General features: G+C 60.6%; 15 protein-coding genes. 4 read left to right on the top strand and 11 right to left on the bottom strand.

The features are described 5' to 3' along the window. Window positions 1-36 precede the first annotated feature (36 nt). The 9 genes from rpmE to CLV65_RS06030 all read right to left on the bottom strand — a co-directional run bounded on the left by rpmE (window position 37) and on the right by CLV65_RS06030 (window position 11,018). Complete coding sequence (rpmE, locus tag CLV65_RS06070) at window positions 37-249, bottom strand: 50S ribosomal protein L31 (protein WP_094691466.1); 213 nt, start codon at window positions 247-249, stop codon at window positions 37-39. Between the two features lie 106 nt (window positions 250-355). Further along, window positions 356-1,060, bottom strand: coding sequence for a hypothetical protein (locus CLV65_RS06065; protein ID WP_144441890.1), 705 nt, complete (start codon window positions 1,058-1,060; stop codon window positions 356-358). 205 nt (window positions 1,061-1,265) lie between these two features. Further along, a complete protein-coding gene (locus tag CLV65_RS06060) occupies window positions 1,266-2,243 on the bottom strand; it encodes an ABC transporter ATP-binding protein (protein ID WP_094691464.1) in 978 nt (325 codons plus the stop codon). 326 nt (window positions 2,244-2,569) lie between these two features. Next, complete coding sequence (locus CLV65_RS06055) at window positions 2,570-2,899, bottom strand: hypothetical protein (RefSeq protein ID WP_094691463.1); 330 nt, start codon at window positions 2,897-2,899, stop codon at window positions 2,570-2,572. Window positions 2,900-3,296: 397 nt separating this feature from the next. Next, a complete protein-coding gene (locus CLV65_RS06050) occupies window positions 3,297-4,670 on the bottom strand; it encodes an aspartate aminotransferase family protein (protein WP_094691462.1) in 1,374 nt (457 codons plus the stop codon). A gap of 1,472 nt (window positions 4,671-6,142) precedes the next feature. After that, window positions 6,143-7,372 carry an ABC transporter substrate-binding protein gene (locus tag CLV65_RS06045; protein ID WP_157847235.1) on the bottom strand — a complete coding sequence of 410 codons (1,230 nt, stop codon included), beginning with the start codon at window positions 7,370-7,372 and terminating at the stop codon, window positions 6,143-6,145. A 240-nt stretch (window positions 7,373-7,612) separates the two neighbouring features. Further along, entirely contained in the window at window positions 7,613-8,695 is a 1,083-nt protein-coding gene (locus CLV65_RS06040) for an ABC transporter permease (RefSeq protein ID WP_244569161.1), read from the bottom strand. Beyond that, the gene (locus tag CLV65_RS06035) at window positions 8,692-9,828 is read right to left on the bottom strand and encodes an ABC transporter permease (RefSeq protein WP_244569160.1); all 1,137 of its coding nucleotides are present in this window, start codon (window positions 9,826-9,828) and stop codon (window positions 8,692-8,694) included. Before CLV65_RS06035 ends, CLV65_RS06040 begins: the two co-directional genes overlap by 4 nt. Beyond that, window positions 9,825-11,018, bottom strand: a complete 1,194-nt coding sequence (locus tag CLV65_RS06030) for an ABC transporter ATP-binding protein (RefSeq protein WP_244569159.1) — start codon at window positions 11,016-11,018, stop codon at window positions 9,825-9,827. Before CLV65_RS06030 ends, CLV65_RS06035 begins: the two co-directional genes overlap by 4 nt. A 341-nt stretch (window positions 11,019-11,359) precedes the next feature. Here CLV65_RS06030 and CLV65_RS06025 point away from each other — a divergent pair, with 341 nt between their 5' ends. Then, window positions 11,360-11,866, top strand: a complete 507-nt coding sequence (locus CLV65_RS06025) for an Lrp/AsnC family transcriptional regulator (RefSeq protein ID WP_094691460.1) — start codon at window positions 11,360-11,362, stop codon at window positions 11,864-11,866. A 496-nt stretch (window positions 11,867-12,362) separates the two neighbouring features. On the opposite strand, the gene CLV65_RS06020 is transcribed toward CLV65_RS06025, so the two are convergent. Both CLV65_RS06020 and CLV65_RS06015 read right to left on the bottom strand, forming a co-directional pair. Then, a complete protein-coding gene (locus CLV65_RS06020; protein ID WP_244569158.1) occupies window positions 12,363-13,718 on the bottom strand; it encodes an NAD-dependent succinate-semialdehyde dehydrogenase in 1,356 nt (451 codons plus the stop codon). A gap of 210 nt (window positions 13,719-13,928) precedes the next feature. After that, window positions 13,929-15,722 carry a PucR family transcriptional regulator gene (locus tag CLV65_RS06015; RefSeq protein ID WP_100346284.1) on the bottom strand — a complete coding sequence of 598 codons (1,794 nt, stop codon included), beginning with the start codon at window positions 15,720-15,722 and terminating at the stop codon, window positions 13,929-13,931. Window positions 15,723-15,949: 227 nt separating this feature from the next. Here CLV65_RS06015 and CLV65_RS06010 point away from each other — a divergent pair, with 227 nt between their 5' ends. The 3 genes from CLV65_RS06010 (at window position 15,950) to CLV65_RS06000 (ending at window position 19,904) form a co-directional block, all read left to right on the top strand. Next, the gene (locus CLV65_RS06010; RefSeq protein WP_211278421.1) at window positions 15,950-16,915 is read left to right on the top strand and encodes a carbon-nitrogen hydrolase family protein; all 966 of its coding nucleotides are present in this window, start codon (window positions 15,950-15,952) and stop codon (window positions 16,913-16,915) included. 157 nt (window positions 16,916-17,072) lie between these two features. After that, on the top strand, window positions 17,073-18,521 hold the full coding sequence (locus CLV65_RS06005; protein ID WP_094691457.1) for an APC family permease: 1,449 nt from the start codon (window positions 17,073-17,075) through the stop codon (window positions 18,519-18,521). 243 nt (window positions 18,522-18,764) lie between these two features. Next, the gene (locus CLV65_RS06000; protein WP_094691456.1) at window positions 18,765-19,904 is read left to right on the top strand and encodes a 4-hydroxybutyrate dehydrogenase; all 1,140 of its coding nucleotides are present in this window, start codon (window positions 18,765-18,767) and stop codon (window positions 19,902-19,904) included. Window positions 19,905-20,078: the final 174 nt, after the last annotated feature.

The following is a 20,078-nucleotide window of genomic DNA, read 5'->3' as shown; positions in this document are numbered from 1 at the left end:
AGCACAACGATGCCGGGGCTGGCGTCAACGCATACACTACTTGTTGCGCTTGCCGTAGCGAGCCTCGAAGCGGGCCACGCGGCCGCCGGTGTCGAGGATCTTCTGCTTGCCCGTGTAGAACGGGTGGCACTTGGCGCAGATATCAGCGGTGATGTGACCGGACTTGACGGTCGAACGCGTCACGAAGTGGTTGCCGCAAGAGCACACGACCTCGGTCGGCACATATTCAGGATGGATACCCTGCTTCATAATTGTTCTCCTAGGATATTGAGAAGCCCGGGTCGCCCGCCCCGATGGCAGACGTGAACCGGAACCATATGGAGTATATACGCATGAGCCGACCGAGGCAATGCAATTATGCCTTGGGCTCACCATACAGCGGAGAGCGGAACCGGGCGAACGCCGCCACCCCTGCCGCCACCGACCAGCAGGCAAGCCATCCGGCGGAAGACCACACCTTGCCCCACCGTCCGGAAGCCGCAAGCGACCCACCATCGCCGGGAGTGTTGAGAGCCGCCATCATCAGATGCCCCGGCATCGCCGCATTGATTCGAGACACCCACTGAGGCGCGCCCGGCACCACAATGCCGACGATGACAAGCACCAGGGGAATGACTGCGAATAGCAGGAACAGCACTGCGACCACGCTCGCCCCGCGCCCCAGCAGCAACGCAAGGCAATGCGCGAACACAAGCACAATCCACGCCACCACGATGTTCGCGCAGACAGTGGCGGCCACTCCTGCAACACTCCCGTGACGCGTTGCGCTATCCGCGAGCGCCACGAGCGAGCTTGCCACGGATGCGCAAAAAATCATCGCCGTGGCGATCGCGGACCATGCGAGAAGGCGTGACGCAAACAAGGCTCCCCGCGCCGGCACGATTGTCTGTGCCGTGCCGATGGTGCCATCCTGCACCTCCCGTGTCACAAAACTGCACGCTGCGAGGGCGAGCACGCAGATGATGGCCGAGTTCATGGAGCTGACAACGGTGGAGACGCCGATTCCCAGGGATGCTTGCAATTCCCGGTCGTGCCCCATCGCCATGGTCACAGCGGTCATGATGATTCCGACGATGCATGCGCCCGTCATCCAGCCGCGAATGCCACCCCGTCTCCTCATCATTTTGCGCAGTTCGGCACGTGTGATTGCAACGGTACGCACCCACCGGCCTGTTGATTTCATTCCTGTTGGTTGTGCTGCGGTTGGTTTCATTCCTGTGGATTTCGTCTCGTTTGTTTGCATTCCCTGTTTCTCCGTCTTTCCGTTATGCCGCTTGCGCATTCGCAGGCATGCTCTGGGAGGCGCGCATCTGCACACTCGCGCCGGAATGGATCTGCTGGAGGAATGCATCCTCCAGGGACGTTTCTTCGCATGCGATGGAATGCACCGGCACGCTGCCATTGCCCACACAGGAGGCGACACGGTGAATGTCGGCGTCTGCAACCCGCACGCCGTGAGGCGTGGCTTGTGCCGAGAATCCTCCGGATTGCAGCAATGCAAGCATTCCCGGTATGTCGTTCGTGGTCACAATCACGCCGCGGGTTTGCGCTGCGGACGTGCGAACCTGCTGCAATGTTCCGCTGCGCACAACGCGGCCTTGAGAAAGCATGACGATATCATCAGCGACCATCTCCAACTCGCTGAGGATGTGTGACGACAGCAGCACACTCCGTCCGGATTGTGCTGCTGTGTGAAGGTAATCCCTCACCCATCTGACGCCTTCGATGTCCAGACCGTTGACAGGCTCGTCCAGCACCAGGTTGCGTGGCTGCCCCACCAATGCGGATGCAAGGCCCAGGCGTTGACGCATGCCCAGGGAATAGGAACCGACTTTGTTGTCGGCCGCCGCGGTCAGCCCCACAAGGGCGAGCAAGTCGCGGACTTCCTGTTTGCGCTGCGCCACGGTGCGCTTGCCATCCGCACTGCGTTCGCCGCATTCCTTCAGATCGGATACATACAGCAGGTATCCTTCGCCGGTCATCCGCGGCGGAATCCATTCCGGTCCGAACGTCACGCCCAGCGCCTCGCCAGGGCACGCACACCGGGCATAAGGCACCCCGTCGACCAAGCATGCGCCTGAATCCGCAGGAAGCAACCCCAGCAGTATCTTGAACGCGGTGGATTTGCCCGCACCATTGGGGCCTACAAGTCCCGTCACCTTGCCATTGGGCGCCGTAAAACTTATGCCGTCGAGCACCACATGGTCGCCGAAACTCTTCTTCACTTCAGAGAACTCGATCATGAGCGGTCTCCGTATTTCCCTGCCATCGCCAACACACACGCTATGAGACGAAACAATGCTGCCAATGCAGTAATCCTTTTTTAGTAGTTCTAGATGATTCCCGGCTCTTTCCAACAATCATCCGGCTTGCTTTCAGCGACCGTAGCCTTTCCAACGATCACCAAGTCATGCGCATGACTTGGAAAAGATAACACACCTATCGGCTACCGGACAACGTGATTGCCCACATTACAGACAAATGCAGTTCAGCCTGTAATCAGCATCGATTCCAGGCTGAACTGCACTGCACGGCACGGCATACACAAGTGATATCAGGTGTAGGCGCATCAACACATCGGAGCGTTGAGAAAATCCCTCATTGCAACGAACGCCCTGGCAAGCATCGCGCCAAGGCCTTTCTTTTCTTCGCCGCTCGCGAGCGCCAAGCCGCCGGAAATGCGGGGCATCGCTGCCTCACCTACCGCTGGCATATCGTCGCCGCCCACCAGCAGCATGCCATGACGCGCAACGCCAGCACGGACCATGTAATCTGCACAGCCATTCACCGCGCCAGCCGTGTGGGACGCAGCGGTCTGAACGGCGCCTCCCCAACGGCGGGACAACGCCACCGCATCGTTGCGAGGAGTCCACATGTCGGGTCCGATTGCATACGTCATCGCCAGCCGCCTTTCTTCCATCAGCCCCGCGAATCCAGCGGGCTGATCCGTTGTTGGTCTCCGATTCTTCAGTTAATCCCCCGGCGGTTTTCTCAACGTAAACGGCGTCGCCCGATTCCGTCACATGTCTGAAACATGGATTGAAATTGGAAGTCCCGGGGCTGCGATTCCACCGATTCGTTGAATCGGCACTCGCAGCCTCGGGACACGTGTTCTCAGACATATGCGGATTCCCGATCGTTGCGCGGACTGTCGCCCGAATAATCTCACGGACCGTCGCGCAGGAATCCTTATCTTTTTGGCTTCTTGACTCTGTGACTTTCGCTTCACATGCTCTCGAATTGCAACGAAATCACATCATCATGAATCCGCCTATCAGATTCGGATGAGACCAGCGTCACTCCGTCACGTCATGCGCCATGCGGGCGAACGCCTCGATGTAGGCATCGCAGGCCGCCTTGTCGTGAGCGACCGACAGTGTCCATTCCTCCTCGCGGCCCGGGGTCATGAACACACCGTTGTTCATCGCATACAGCCAGCACAACTGGTTGACGTCGGTGCGCTGCCCCTGCTTGAACGTGACGTAGTCCACAATCTTGTGCGGCGAGAACGTGACGCAGCCCTTGGCACCGAAACCGATGGAATAGCCCGGGAAGTCATATTTCTTCACGACCTCGGTGCAGCCTTCCATCAGGTAGGAGTTGAGCTCATCGAAATGCTTGTATGCCTCGGGGGTGAGCACTTTCTCAAGGTTGGCGCGAGCTGCCGCCACGCACAGCGGGTTGCCGGAATACGTGCCCACTTGGTAGACCTCGCCGGACTCGACGACGCTCATCACTTCGTCGGTGCCACCAATGGCGCCCATCGGCAGGCCGCCCGAAAGCGCCTTGGCCATCGTCACCATGTCGGGAGTCACGCCAAACAGCTTCGTCGCGCCACCGGGGCCGATGGTGAGGCCGGTTTTGACCTCGTCGAAGATGAGCACGATGCCGTGGCGCTTCGTGATTTCGCGCACCTTCTCAAGGTAGCCTGGCTCAGGCGGCACGATGGACATGTTCATCAGGCAGGCTTCCATGATGAGGCAGGCGGGCGCCTCGTCATCGGTTTCCATCTCGCGGATTCGGGCTTCGAGCGCGTCGGCATCATTGAACGGAACCGGCACGGTCAGCGGCACGAGGGACTTGGGGATGCCCGCGCCATACGGGATTTTCTTCAAGTGGTTCTTGTCGCCGATGTTTTCATAATCGCCCACGATGGAAACCATCACAGCGTCGTGATGACCGTGGTAGGAGCCGAAGATCTTCATGATGTGGTCGCGATGCGTGTAAGCACGGGCGATGCGGATCGCGTCCATCGTGGCTTCGGAACCGGAGTTCGTGAAACGCCACTTGGGAAGGCCGAAACGCTGGGTGAGCTCATCAGCGACCACGAAGTCGTCTTCATCGGGCAGTGCGAAATGCGTGCCCTTGGGGAAGCGCTCTGCAATCGCCTCGCCGATGATCGGATTGCCATGGCCTTGCACCATTGCGCCAAAACCGTTGTGGAAATCGTAATACTCGTTACCATCCACGTCCCACAGCTTGGCGCCCTGGCCGTGGTCAACGTAAATCGGCCACGGATCGCGCAGCTGGTAGCTGGATGCCACACCGTTACACAAGTGTTCGCGCGCCTTGCCGTACATCTCGCGCGACTTGCCAAGCCTTGCGTCGAGCTTGGCTCCTTCGCGAGCGGTGAGTTCCTTGACCTTGACCGGATCGATTACCCTTGGCATGATATGCACCTTCCCTTGATTTCGTTTTCGTTGTTGATAGTAGATAATCATCATCGTATTTCGTAGCTATTAACAGATTTAACCATCTGTTTCGAATTGCCCGACGATATTTTCAGTGGAATCAATAAAGATGGCAGATACAGGGGTATTGATGCGGGGCCTCGACCAGTCCGCCCCACAACCCACACCACAACCCACACCAGCCACACACAAAGTGCCAGCAGCCACTCGCACAAAACCGGCAAAACCACCACCCGCACCGCAATGCGACAGCCACCACTCACACATAGCCGGCTAGCGGACACTCCAAAACACAACAGCCCCGGAAGACAGCCACCCCATACCCTGCAACCAACCAGACACACCACCACCCCCACTATGTGCAAGCCACCACTCACACATAACCGGCCAATAACGGGAGCCTCAACCAGTCCGCCCCACAACCCACCCCAGCCGCACGCAATGTGCAAGCCACCACTCACACATAACCGGCAAAACCGCCACCGGATCGAAATGTGCAAGCAGCCACCCACACATAACCGGCAAAACCGCCACCGGATCGAAATGTGCAAGCAGCCACCCACACATAACCGGCCAATAGCGGGAGCCTCAACCAGTCCGCCCCACAACCCACCCCAGCCGCACACAATGTGCAATCAGCCACTCACACATAACCAGGCAACCAACACTCCCAAACCAAAACAACCGCAGAAAACAGCCACTCACACAACCCCACAACCAGCCAGACACCCCGCCAACCCCGCAATGTGCCAGCCGCCACTCGCACATAGCCGGCCGATAGCGGGAGCCTCAACCAGTCCGCCCCACAACCCACCCCAGCCGCACGCAATGCGCAAGCCACCACTCACACATAACCTGGTAGCGGACACTCCCAAACCACAACAACCGCAGAAAACAGCCATTCCCACGACCCACCAACCGACCAGACACCCCGCCAACCCCGCAATGTGCCAGCCGCCACTCACACATAGTCGGCCGATAGCGGGAGCCTCGACCAATCCGCCCCACAACCCACCCCAGCCGCACAAAATGTGCCAGCCACCGCTCGCACATAACCAGACAGCGGGTACTCCCAAACCACAACAACCGCAGAAAACAGCCACTCCCACAACATCACCACCAGACCGCCATCCCACCAACCCCGCAATGTGCCAGCCACCACTCACACATAACCGGGTAGCGGACACTCCCAAACCACAACAACCGCAGAAAACAGCCACTCACACACCCCACCAACCAGCCAGACACCCCACCAACCCCGCAATGTGCAAGCCACCACTCACACATAACCGGCCGATAGCGGGAACCTCAACCAGTCCGCCCCACAACACACCCCAACCGCACGCAATGTGCAAGCAGCCACTCACACATAGTCGGCCAAGATTGGGATTTCGGGCGGCTCGCCGCTCACCGCCACCACTCACCCAGCACCCCGCCGCACCCCGCTGCGACTAGCTGCGGAAGTCCTCGAACATCTGCGTGTAGTTGTCGTTGAGTTTGTTGGAGCAGTGCTTCTCCATGATGGCGTGAGAGAGCTCCTCGTCGCTGGGCACAACCACATTCACGGACCGCATGTCATCGGGCAACAGATCGTCGCCACCGATGAGCACGCTGCCAGCGCCAGCGTTCTGCTCCACGGCCGTCTTGTTGGCGGGATCGAGCATCCAGTTGAGGAATGTCTTTGCCTGGTCGATGTTTTGCGCACCGCTGGCGATCGCCGCATTGTCAACGAACATGTTCGCCCCATCTGTGGGGAACACAAACCTCAGGTCAGGGTTCGCAGAGATCGCCTGATAAGCGTCGTAACTCCACGCCATTCCCACTTTCTGCTCGCCCGAAGCCAGGCGGTCCGCCACGCCTTCGGAACTCAGCACGCCCACGCTGGGTTTGAAGCTTTCGAGCAAATCGGAGGCATTCTGGTAATCCCGGGGATCCGTAGGGCACTGATCGCTGCCAGTGGCACGCAGTGCGGCGTTCACCGTCTCAATCTGGTCATTGAGCACCTGCAGCTTGCCCCAGCTTGCCTTGGGATGGAAGAAATCCGCCCAAGACGTGGGCGCATCCGCGGCGGGAATGGATGCTGAGTCGTAGACGATGCCCGTGTAGCTGACGATGTAGGGGATGGAATACAGGTTCTGCGGATCGTAGTACGGTTTGCGGAATTCCTCTTTTATGTTGTTGTAGTTGGGCAGGCTGGTTGCGTCGAATTGCATGAGCAGACCCTCTTGTGCAAGCTGCTCGACCATGTAATCCGACGGCATCACGATGTCGTAGCCCGCCCCGCCCGTCGATTGCAGCTTGGCCTCCAGAGCCTCGTTGCTGTCGAACGTATCGACGGTGACGGTGATGCCTGTGCTTTGCTCAAAGGCATCGATCACATCATCGGGCATGTAGCCCGCCCACGTGTAGATGTGCAGCTCGCCGCTTGTCGCCTCGACATAGGGGCCGAGTCCGGCGGTGGTGTTGCCGGCGGCGGCGACATCGCTCACACCGCCCGAGCACGCTGAGCATGACAGGGCGAGCGCGACAACACTTGCCGCTGCTGCGAGGGGACGAAGCAGTGAAGCGAATGCCGACCGAAGCGAATGCCGCGGCGCGTTCTTCACCGGCGGCGTCGCTGTTGCCGATGCGGTTGCCGTTGCCGACGCCGACGCTGATACCGATGATTGAAGCGATTTCATAGTATCCGAAGCGATTGAAGTATCCGAAGCGACCAAAGTATTCTGACGCCCCTGCAATCCCTGAAGCCCCTGCAATCCCTGAAACCTCTGAGACTCGTAAGACTCCCGGGATGCGTGTGTGCTGTGCTGTGACATGGTGATATTCCTCCTAGCGAATGCTGCATTGCGAAACGATGGCGTCGGGCGAGGAGCCAAGCAGACCGCGCCGACCGCGCCAAACCTCGCCGTATCGCCCGCCGCCTACCGCTTGCTGCCCTTGCGGCCAGTCAGCACGGATGAGACGACGGTCACGACCACCGCCAACAGGAGCAGCAGCGTGGCGATGACATTGATGCTGGGGTTCACGCCCTTGCGAATCAACGAGAAGATGTAGATGGGCAGCGTGGTGGTGCCTGCTGTCGTGAGGAAGTTCGAAATCATGTAATCGTCCATCGACACAACGAATCCCATGAGCGCGCCCGAAATGATGCCGGGCGTAAGCAACGGCATGGTAATGCGACGCACGGTGGTGAACTGCGATGCGCCCAGATCCTGCGCGGCTTCGAAGCAGCTGCGGTCAAGCGTCTGCAACCGTGCGCGAATCGGCATTTCCACAAACGGAATGCAGAACGTGGTGTGCGCCAAGATCAGTGGCAGATAGCCCGGCGCCATGCCGATCATGCGGATGAATGCCATGGTCGCCACGCCCAGCACGATTTCCGGGATCATCATCGAGGCGTTGATGAGGCCGGAGGCGAGACGCGACCCCAGACGCGACATATGGTCGATGGCGAGCACATAGCCCAGCGCGAGCAGCGTGGAAAGCACGGTTGCCGCGAGCGCCACGACGAGTGATGTGCGCGTGGCGGCGATGATGGCCGGGTCATGGAAGACTTCGCCATACCAACGTACCGAGAATCCTTGCCACAGCAACGCCTGGCGCCCGCCATTGAACGAATAGCCGACGACGATGGCCATGGGGATGTAGAGAAATGCAAGGACCAGAATGGAGATGAATCCTATGAACGGGAAGCGCTTGAGGTCGTTTTTCGCACGGCCTGCGCGGCGTGTGGTGAGCGGTTTGTCGGGCTGCTTGCTTTCAAGCCAGTCCGGAACCACTATTCCGCCGTTGCCGCCTGCCGCCGCCCGCACCACAAGGTCGGCGTATTCCGCATTGACGGAGCTGGGTTGCGATTGTGCGGATTCGGCTGGCGAACCGACAGCTGCCGTGGATGTTGCCGCGGCTGCCTCCGCAAGTTCCGCCGCGGATGCCGCCATGGGTTCGTTGCCTTGCATGCGATTGCTGCGTGTGCGATTGCCTTGTGTGCGATTGTCGTGCGTCATGATGCGATTCCTGCCTTTCGTGCCGAACGGTTGCCGACGGCGCTGGCGATGAGCGCAGCGAGCAGCGTAATGACGAGGATGACGGTGGAGATGGCCGAGCCGAACGGCCAGTTGCGCGCCTCCGAGAATTGCGAGGAGATGAGGTTGCCCACCATGAGCACGCGGCCTCCGCCCAGCAGCACGGGCTGCACGTATGCGCCGAAAGCGGGGATGAGGCACAGCGCAATGCCGCTGGCGATGCCGGGACGCGCGGCGCGAAGGATGATGCGGCGCATCACCACGCCCCGCGTGGCACCCAAGTCATAGGCAGCCTCAACAAGGCGGAAGTCAAATCCTGCCAATGCGGAATACATAGGCAACACAGCGAATGGCAAGAACGTGTAGATAAGACCGATGAGCGACGCCACCGGAGTGTATAGCAGCTCGTGAGCGCCCATGCCCAGCCGTTGCGTGAACTGGTTAATCGGACCATTGTCGTTGAGGATGAGCATCCACGCATACGTACGCACGATGAGGTTGGTCCAGAACGGAATCGTGACGAGCATCACGAGTATGCGCTGGGCTTTGGCGCTGCGCATCGAAATCCACAACGCGATGGGAAACGCCAGCGCCACGCACACGGCTGTGGTCACCAGCGCCATCCACAGGGACGTCCAGAACACTTGCAGATAACGGCCGTCAAAGTAACTGTTGCCGAAGAAATCCTCACGGAACAGCAGTTTCTTGTAGCCGTCAAGGCTGAATTGATATTTCACGCCGCCGCCCACGTCCGGACGGCTCATGAACGAAAATGCCACGATGACGCACACCGGACCGAGGGTGAACATCAGCCCCAGGACGATGGATGGCAGCGCCCAGATGCGGTGGAGCATGCCTGGCTTGACCTTGCGATCCGCCCCAAACATGCGCTTGTACCACGGCGGTTTCTGCGGTTTCTGCGACTTCTGCGATTCCCGTGATTCCTGCGATTCCTGTGGATTCTGCAACTTCTGGGACCTTGACAGCCCGGATGTCGCAGCGGCCGCAGCGGTCATAACGGCAGCGGAATCCGTGCCGCTGGCGGAGTTGATGACATTGTCGGAATTATCACGCCCATCGATTGCCATGGTAGGAGGCTTGCTGTCACTCATCATTCCACCACCCTCACGAGGCCATCGATCACGAGCTGCACGCGGGAGGCGGGTTTGATGAGCTCGGCGTCGAACGGCGGCGCCACACGGGTCATGACCGTCTGCCCGTCCTCCAAAGTGATGTGAACACGCGTGTCAAAACCCATGAACATCGCATCGGTCACCGTGCCGGTCAGTGTGGGGCGGCCGGCGGCCACCGGGGAGCCCTGCGGCACCACGTCGATGCGTTCGGGACGGATGGCGGCCGTAAGGTCCTCGCCCACCGCATGGCTGAGCACGCTGCTGTCGGCGTTGAAACGCTGCCCGGCGATGGAAACCTCGTTGGGGCCGGTTTTCGTAGCCGAGAGGAAGTTGATGTCACCGATGAAATCAGCGACAAATCGATCTACCGGCTTGTCGTAGATTTCTTCGGGAGTGCCGACTTGTTCGGGGCGTCCGTTGTGGAACACGGCGATGCGGTCCCCCATGGACAGCGCTTCTTCCTGGTCGTGGGTGACGAAGATGAACGTGATGCCGGTTTCGCGCTGGATGCGCTTCAATTCGGTCTGCATCTGACGGCGCAGCTTGAAATCCAACGCCGACAGCGATTCGTCAAGCAGCAGCACCTTGGGCTTCTTTGCCAAGGCACGCGCCAACGCCACGCGCTGCTGCTGGCCGCCGGAAAGCTGGCTGGGGCGGCGCGCACCCATGTCAGCCAAGTGCACGAGGTCGAGCATGTCCGCCACCGTCGAACGGATTTCGGACTTGGGCTTCTTTTCCATCTCCAATCCGAACGCCACGTTGTCCGCCACGCTCATATGGGGAAACAGCGCGTAGCTTTGGAACACCGTGTTGACAGGTCTTTCATACGGCGGCAACTGGTCTATGCGCTGGTTGCCGATGTAAATCTCCCCGGCGTCCAGCGTCTCCATGCCGCCGATTGACCGGAGCAATGTCGTCTTGCCGCAACCGGAGGGGCCAAGCATGATGAAGAATTCACCCGAATTGATTGCAAGGCTCACATCGTCTATCGCCTTGACTTGCTTGCCTTCCGCGGAGATGAACGTCTTGCGCGCCCTGTTGATCGTAAGCCCGGATTCACGTCGTTCCACAGCCGGATCGCGTGAAATCACCGCTGATGGCGCTGCGCCTGCGGACGCACCGCTTGCGGCGACGGGAGGTTTCGTTACCGGCGTTGTCTGTGGATTCATCATGATGCCTCGTTTCCTCTTGTCCCCATGCCGCGGCGGCGCAAGGTGATACACAAGGTGCTGCTACGGCATGCTCTTGGTTGCATCGGAATGTCAATCAATCCGTCGACCGATATCGATAGTCGGATGCTGATTGAATATGAAGAATCGAACTTCGCATTCAATTCTTGATTTTTCGATGTTTTCCTTGAAAATCATCAAAGGGCACGGGAATTTCCGCATCGTAAACGGGCATTTGCTTTCGTTATCAAAAGTTTACATAAACAGCACTGCGGATTTCGCGCACGTCTCGCCCGCCATCGCACGAAACCGAAAATTCATATGCGCTTGCTTACGATATTTGCATGAAGAATCTCACAGATGACACGGCACAGGAAAGCGTGACCCCGCCCGTTGCGGAAGCCACCGGCCTCGACGACACCAATAAAAAGATCATTTCGCTGCTGCAGAAGAACGGACGGCGTTCGTATGTGTCGATCGCCAAGGAAATCGGATTGTCCGAAGCGGCAGTGAGACTGCGCGTGCAACGCCTCACCGATGACGGCGTGATACAAATCGTTGCCGTGACGAATCCCATGGAGATGGGCTTCCACCGCCAAGCGATGGTGGGCATCACCGTCAACGGCGACATCGAGCAGGTGGCGCGCGACCTGCGCAAGATCTCGCAAATCGACTACATCATCATCACCGCAGGACGCTTCGACATCCTGGCGGAAGTATTCGCCTCGGACGACGAAGCGCTGCTGCGTCTGGTGAATCGCTCGATTCGACGCATCGACGGCATCGGGCACACGGAGCTGTTCACCTATATGCGCCTGGAAAGCCAGCGTTACGACTGGGGCGTCGCCTAGGTCGGGTGCGGGTTGGCACTGTGCGCGGCGGGGTTGGCCGGTCGGTGCGCGGCGGGCAATACACAGACGATTTGGCCGGCGAGGGTACACGATTATCACCGACCGAATCCCCCATCCACATGCGCCCTCGGCGCCCCACCGTGCGCCGAGGGCGCACAAAATCGTACCCTCGACCCCAGTTAGACCGCCAACCGACCCCTCAAAGCACGCTGACCTCCACCGAAGGCGCAAAATCGTGCACCCTCGACCACGATTACCCTGCCAACCAACCCCTCAAAGCACCCCAACCCGCATCGAGGGCGCATCACCGTGCACCCTCGACCCCAGTTAGACCGCCAACCAACCCCTCAAAGCACGCTGACCTCCGCCGAAGGCGCAAAATCGTGCACCCTCGACCACGATTACCCTGCCAACCAACCCCTCAAAGCACCCCAACCCGCATCGAGGGCGCACCACCGTGCACCCTCGACCCCAGTTATGCCTAAGCCGGGCTGATTCAGAAGTAATCCGGCGTATCAAGGCTGATGAGCTTGAGGTTCACGAACTCATTGATGCCCAGCGAGCCCAATTCACGACCGAAACCGGAATTCTTCACACCGCCGAACGGCAGCTCGGCGGAATCCGCGCCCACTTCGTTCACATACGTCATGCCGGTTTCCAACGCATCGGCGACGCGCTCGCCCTGCGCGGGATCGGTGGTGAACACATAAGAGCCCAGTCCGTAAGGGGTATCGTTGGCGAGCGCAATCGCCTCCGCCTCGTCCTTGACACGGTAGAACTGCGAGACCGGTCCGAAGAACTCCTGGTAGCGAGCCTTGGAGCCTGCGGGAATGTCGGTCAGAATCGTAGGAGCGAAGAACGCCCCGTCGTTCTTGCCATCACCCAACGCGAGCGTGGCACCGTCCGCCACGGCATCGGCCACCTGCGCCGACAGCCTTTCCGCGGCTTTGAGGGAGCACAGCGGCCCCAATTCCACGGCGCTCGACGCCTCGGCAAAACGCTTGAGGAACTCGTCATACAGCGAATCGACGATGATGAAGCGCTTGGGACCATTGCACACCTGTCCGCAATTCTCGTACTTGCCGGCAACGGCCGTCTGCACGAGCGCATCCATGTCGGACGTTCCCAACACAATGAACGGATCGGATCCACCCAATTCGCACACGACTTTCTTGAGCGCGGCGCCCGCCTCCTGGGCGATCGTGACGCCGGCGCGTTCCGATCCGGTGAGCGACACCCCTCGCACCCGTGGGTCAGAAATCAGGGAATGGACTTGGTCGAAGTCAGCATACAGGTTTGTGAACGAGCCTTTGGGGAAGCCCGCTTCGCTAAAGATCGCTTCCATCGCCGCCGAAGACTTGGGGCACAGCGCTGCATGCTTGAGCACAATTGTGTTGCCCAGCATGAGGTTCGGAGCGGCGAAGCGCGCCACCTGATAGTACGGGTAGTTCCATGGCATGACGCCGACGAGCGCACCAATCGGCATCTTGCGCACGACAGCGGACCCCGCGGCGTCGCGGTCAATGGGCTGGTCGGCGAGGAATTCCTCGCCATGCTCGGCGTAATAACGGTAGATGGATGCGCTGAATTCAACCTCCCCCACCGCTTCATCAAGTTTCTTGCCCATCTCGTGGTTGATGATGGTGGCGAGTTCGTCCTTGCGTTCGTCGTAGAGGTCGGCGACGCGCGCGAGCAGCGCGGCGCGGGAGGCCTTGGTGGAGGTGCGACCCCACGTGCGGTAGGCTTCGTCGGCGGCATCAATGGCGGCGGCGACCTGCTCGTCCGTCGCGTTGGGGTATGTTGCTTCGACGGTGCCGGTTGCTGGATTGGTGACGGTGTATGCGCTCATCATGGTCTCCTTGCATAGCGTGCGCAGTGTTTGCGCTGGCGAATCGCTTCTGATTGCGAATTCCTTTGTATTTATCGGTCAGGCTATGCGTGATTCATATCTGTTGTGTTACGTTTTCACGGTAATTCGTAACATTGGATGGCCGAAATGCTGAGGAATGCGGCGGAATGCGGCGGATTCCCGCACGGACCGCCATGCAGACTCGGGGCTGATTCACAGCTTGGAGCCGAAACGCGTGTAACGGCACGCATACCATAGTTCTGCCATGACACCGGGGTCGCCCATCTCCATGTGGAGGGCCTCGCCCACTTTCGCCACGTATTTCGTCATCGTGTGCCGATGAACGCCGAGCAACCGTGCCGCCTCTTCCACACGGCCTCGGCAACTCACCCACGCGCGCACCACATCCACTGCATGCACCACGTCCGCGGCATGAGCCATGTCAACCGCATGAGCCATGTCCACCGCATGCACCGCATCGACGCTTCCAGCTCCGATACCGCCGGTACCAGTGTCACCCATGCCGCCGGTACCGCCAGCCATGCTCGTCTTGCGTGGCCCGGTGGAACGGTCGAATGTGAGATTGACGATGGGAGCAAGCCGCAGATCGGCGAAAGCGCGCATCGCCGCGGGATCCACCATCGCCTCCAAGGACGCCGCACCGCCGGTGTCGCCATAACGCACCGCCTTCGCCCCGGAGGCAAGCGCTTGGGAACCCGCTTGGAACGCCTCATGGCGTGCGCGCGCCAGGTCATGCCATGTGCAGCCGGACGATTCGCCTACCGTGAGTCGCGAATCCTTCGCCAACTGCCCGAGCCACTCGGGAGCGTTACCCTGCGACACGACCACCCACAGCTCGTCGTCGAGCTTGCCATAGACGGCGGGGTTCATCGAACGGGCGATGTGCGAGCCAAAGGGCTCGAACAGACGGGCGGCGTCCTCCACTGCCGCGTCCTCGCCCATGATGCGCAGCACCTCGAGCGGCTCGCGCGGCATGCCGCCCCACAGGTCGTCGGCGTAACGCACCACGGCGTCGCTGCGCCCCTCAAGACAATCCCGGGTCATGGCGGAACGGAAATGCGTGAGCGCGCGGATGCCGCGGGATGATCCGCCTGCCGACAAGGCAAGCAGCGTCGCCGCTTCGGCGCACAGCGTCTGGTCGAGCGCGCCTTTCTCGCCTTTGCAACCCGCCACCAAATAGCCCAATGTGATGCGGTCGGCGGATGCCACGTGAAGCACCGCGATGTCGTATCCGCGGGCTTGGAAGAACTTCGCCTCACCGAGTTTGCTGAAGGTGAGCGCGTCGGACAACCCATTGACATCCACGGGCAAAAAGTGGTGGGAGGATTCCCTGACGCTGCCCGCAGGATTGAGGAACGCCGCCCATCCACCGACGAGTTGCGCGGTTTTCGTGATGATTCCACGCACGGGATCGATCTGGCGGGTGGAGCGGATGAGCTGCTGCTGGTTGTGATACAGGGCGGCGAATTCCTGGCGGCGGCCATCGCTCACACCACGCGCCACGCGCTTGGAGATTGCGATGAATGGCGTTTCCAACGGCACACTGAGCAGCGGCACACCCGTCTGCTGGCATTCGTCAACAAGCCATTGGGGTATCGCCGCATGTGCCACCCCGATGCCGAAACCGATGCCGCGCACCCCGGCATCGGCGAGACGGGAGGCGTATTGGCGCAGCGCTGCGATCGTCTGCGCGTCGAAGGATTGCAGATCGGCAGGTTGTGCGCCGGGAAGATGCCGGGCATCGCGGGATGGCGCCGCACCCTCCCGCTCCTGCGGCAATCCCTGGGGTTCCTGTGGCAATTCCTCCGGCCACTGCAATCCGGTGACGAGCAGCATTTCACCGCCCTCGAGATACGGCGTGGGGTCGATGGATTCCGATGAATGCACCCACACGATCGGCGCGTCGAGTGCGCCCGGGTCACCGCTCACCACCAGCGAAAGCCCCAAGGCGGATTCCGCCAGCAAATCGCTCAGTGTTACGGACATGTATCGGCCTCCTGCCATCGATGTTACGAATGGACGGAACGTCCTCGAACACACCCTATTTTATCCATTCCGTCCATCGATTACCATCACCCGTCCCTCTAATTTCTCAAGTGTCAGGCAATGGAAACACCCAGCGCCAGCCAAAACACAGCAGGCCGCAGCCCGCAAGCGGCAATACCGCAAACCACAAACCACGGCCACAGAACACACCACCAAGGAGGCGAACGATGACACAGGCAATCCCCACACCCCAGGCAGCAATCAACGCCGTCGCCGAGGCCACGCAGCAGACACCACGCAAGATCACCATCGCAATGGCGCAATACAGTCAGCTGCCCATTGGCCGCCCGTTCGGCTGCTTCGCCAACTCGGTGCGTCACATCGCCCATGAGACCGGCGCGGAAGGCCGCACGCCACAGCTCATCGCCTTCCCCGAAATGCACCTGTTCGGCACGCCCGGCATGACGGACGACGAACGACACACAATGGAACGCTCCGCAGCGACCGACCTGCACGACGAGCTCTCAGACAACTTCGCCGCGCTCGCCAAGGAGCTGGGTGTGTGGCTGATTCCCGGCACCGTGTGTGAGAAGAATCCGGGCGGCTACGTGTTCAACACCATGCCCGTTTACGCGCCAGACGGCACACTCGCCGCCGCATACCGCAAGATCTGCCCATGGCGTCCCTATGAGCAATACACCCCCGGCACCAGCCTCACGACGGTGGACCTGCCAGGGTTCGGCCGCCTCGGGCTCACGATCTGCTACGACGCGTGGTTCCCCGAAATCAGCCGCAATCTGGCGTGGATGGGCGCCGACCTCATCATCAACCTCGTGCGCACCACCACCCCGGACCGCGCGCAGGAACTCGTGCTCGCACGAGCCAACGCCATTGCGAACCAGACGTTCGTGCTCAGCCTCAACGCCCCGGAACCGGAAGGCTATGGCAGCTCGCTGCTGGTCAGCCCCGAAGGCGACGTCATCGCGGCGATGGAAGGCGCCACGCCCGGCCTGCTGATTCGCACCATCGACCTTGGCGCCACGCGGCGCACGCAGGAACATGGCACGCTCGGCCTGAACCGCATATGGCATCAGTTCCACCCCGAGGATCTGCCGGTTCCCCTGCCGTTGTATGGCGGGCGCATCGATCCGCAATCCTGGCACCCGCGGCACACCGCCATCACCGCCACCTGATACCGCGCGCCACCTGATACCGCCATACCACAAACAACACCCCTACCCCACACCACACAACACCACACACCACACAACACATCACAGACTTCACACCCATACCGCACACCACACGACGCATAGAGCACACCGTGAAGAGCAATCGAAAGGAGACACCATGACAGCACAACTGATCGGACCGGGAACCATCCCGGAGTCCGCCACGAGTTCCATCATCGACCTCGGCGGTCTCACCCGCGACACCACGCAATCCACCACCGCCGAAAGCGGCACAGGACTCAAGCGCACGATGAACCTGCGTTCCGTCACGCTCATGGGCCTGGCATACATGACGCCCATCATCGCCCTTGGCACGTTCGGCGTCATTGCCAAGGATTCGCACGGCGCCGCTGCCATGAGCTACCTGCTCGCCACAATCGCCATGCTCTTCACCGCCAACAGCTATGGCCGCATGTCGGTGCTCCACCCCGAATCAGGCAGCGCCTACACCTACGTGGGCAAGACAATCAGCCGCAAGCTGGGATTCCTCGTGGGATGGGCTGTGCTGCTCGACTATATGTTCCTGCCCATGGTCGTGTGGCTCATCGGCGCGTCATACCTCAACGCGCTGATCCCGGCGGTGCCGATGTGGGCGTGGATCATCGGTTACATCGCGCTCAATACCGCCATCAACATCGTCGGCATCAACGTGGCCGACAAGATCAACTTCGTGCTCATGGTGTTCCAGGCGATTGTCATCGCCACGTTCGTGGGACTTTCCATTCGCTCCGTCATGGGCGGCACAGGCACCGGCACGCTGCTGAGCCTCTCGCCGTTCACCGGCCAAGGCTCGTCGCTCACCGCGATGGTCGCCGGCGCCGCCGTCGCCGCATACTCGTTCCTGGGATTCGACGCCGTGACCACAATGAGCGAAGAAACCAAGGACCCCAAGCGCACGATGCCACGCGCCATCATGCTCATCGCCGTGATCGGCGGCCTCATCTTCATCGGCGTTGCATACTTCACCCAGCTCGTGCATCCCGGCGGCATGTTCGCGGATTCCTCCTCCGCCGCATATGAAATCGCAATGACAATCGGCGGCAACCTGTTCACATCCATCTTCGTCGCCGGCCTGTGCGTGGGTCAGTTCACCTCTGGCATCGCCACGCAGGCGAGCGCCTCCCGCCTCATGTATGTGATGGGCAGGGACGGTGTGCTCCCGCGCAAGGTGTTCGGCCACCTGAGCAAGCGTTTCAACACCCCCGTGCCGTGCATCCTCATCATCGCCGCCGTCGGCCTCATCGCACTGTGCATGGATGTGTCCACATCCACGTCGTTCGTGAACTTCGGCGCTTTCACATCCTTCACCCTCGTCAATGTCTCGCTCATCGTCGCCTATGCGAAGGCGTCCCGCAAGGACCGCGCGGAGAACTTCCCCCACGGCGCGCTGCGCAACGTGATCTTTCCCTCCTTCGGCGCGATGTTCTGCTTCTATCTGCTCATCCATCTGGACTCCAATGCCCTTGCGCTGGGCTTGGCATGGCTTGCCATCGGCGTCGTCGTGCTGCTGTTCCTCACGAAGGGATTGCGCAAGGATCCGCCGGAATACAGCGCGGATGAAGCATAAGCAGCCGCGATTATCGCACGGCGTTGTCGGCGCCACGCAACGCTGTCGGCGCCACGCAACGATGACGACGCCGCCAGCGATAACCGCACGGCGTGGCCGGTCTTCGCGTATCTTCGCAAAGCCCAACAAACCACCCGCCCATCATCAATCGTCTAGCAATCCGTCATCAATTCCCCATCAATCCTTACCAATCCTTACCAATCCTGACCAATCCCCCGCCAATACAACCGAAAGAAGACCATCATGAAGATGCTCACCACTGGCCCCAACTACATTCACGAATTCCCCACCGTCAAGGAATTCGCCGAGGAATTCGCACTCGGCCCCGATGACCTCGTCGTCACCATCGACTTCGTGCGCAAGCAGTTCCTCGAACCGGTGCTCAACGGAGCATCCGTGCTCACCGTCGACAAGTACGGCTCGCAGGAGCCCACGGATGAGATGATTGACGCGATCCTCAAGGATGCCTCGGCGTTCGACTACAACCGCATCATCGCCATCGGCGGCGGCGCAGTCATGGATATGTCGAAGGTCGTGGCGGTCGCAGGCGGCGACGACATTGACTCGGTGATCGACCATCTGCCCGATTACAAGCGCACCGTCAGCCTTGTGCTCGTGCCCACCACCTGCGGCACCGGCAGCGAAGTGACGGAGATCGCCGCCATCAACCGCACGCGTCTGGGAAGCAAGGCCGGCATCGCCAGCCCCGAGATGTTCGCCGATGACGCCGTGCTCATCCCCGAGCTGCTCTACGGCCTGCCCGACCATGTATTCGCAACCAGCTCGATGGACGCGCTCGTGCATTCCGTCGAATCCACGCTGTCGCCCAACGCCACGCCATACACAAAGCTGTTTGGCTACCAAGCCATGAAGATGATCATCAGCGGATACATGCAGATTGCCGCCGCCGGACCCGCAGGTTCGCCGGAACGCCGCGCCAAGCGCAACGAACTGATGAGCGACTTCCTCATCGCCTCGGACTACGCGGGGCTGAGCTTCGAAACGGGCGGCTGCGCTGCCGTGCACGCCCTCAGCTACCAGCTGGGAGGCAAATACCACGTGCCGCACGGCGAATCGAACTACGCGATGTTCACCGGCGTGCTGCGCAATTACATGGAGATCAAGTCCGATGGCGAGATTGCCACGATGAATCACTTCATCGCGCAGATACTCGGATGCGACGATGCCGTGGTCTACGACGAGTTGGAGAAGCTCATCAACCAGCTGCTGCCCAAGAAGGCGCTGCATGAGTATGGCGTGACGCGCGAGGACCTGCCGGAGTTCACGCACCGCGTGATGACCACGCAGCACCGCCTGATGAAGAACAATTTCGTGCCCCTCGACGAGAAGCGCGTGCTCAAGATCTTCGAAGAGCTGTACTGAGGCGTCGGGGCGCCGATCTCACGGGGTCGCGCCATCGGTCCGCAGGGGCGCAGGGCGGCAAAGCCTCGAACCGCAGGGCTGCAAGCCGCAGGGGCCCGGTCCGCACGATGGCAGAGCGAATCGGCTGCGGTTTCCAATTCGCTCTGCGGTTTCTAATTTGCCCTAGGGTGCTGG

Source organism: Pseudoscardovia suis, from assembly GCF_002797875.1.
GTDB classification, from domain to species: Bacteria; Actinomycetota; Actinomycetes; order Actinomycetales; family Bifidobacteriaceae; genus Pseudoscardovia; species Pseudoscardovia suis.
This window is presented reverse-complemented; position numbering and strand designations above follow the sequence as displayed.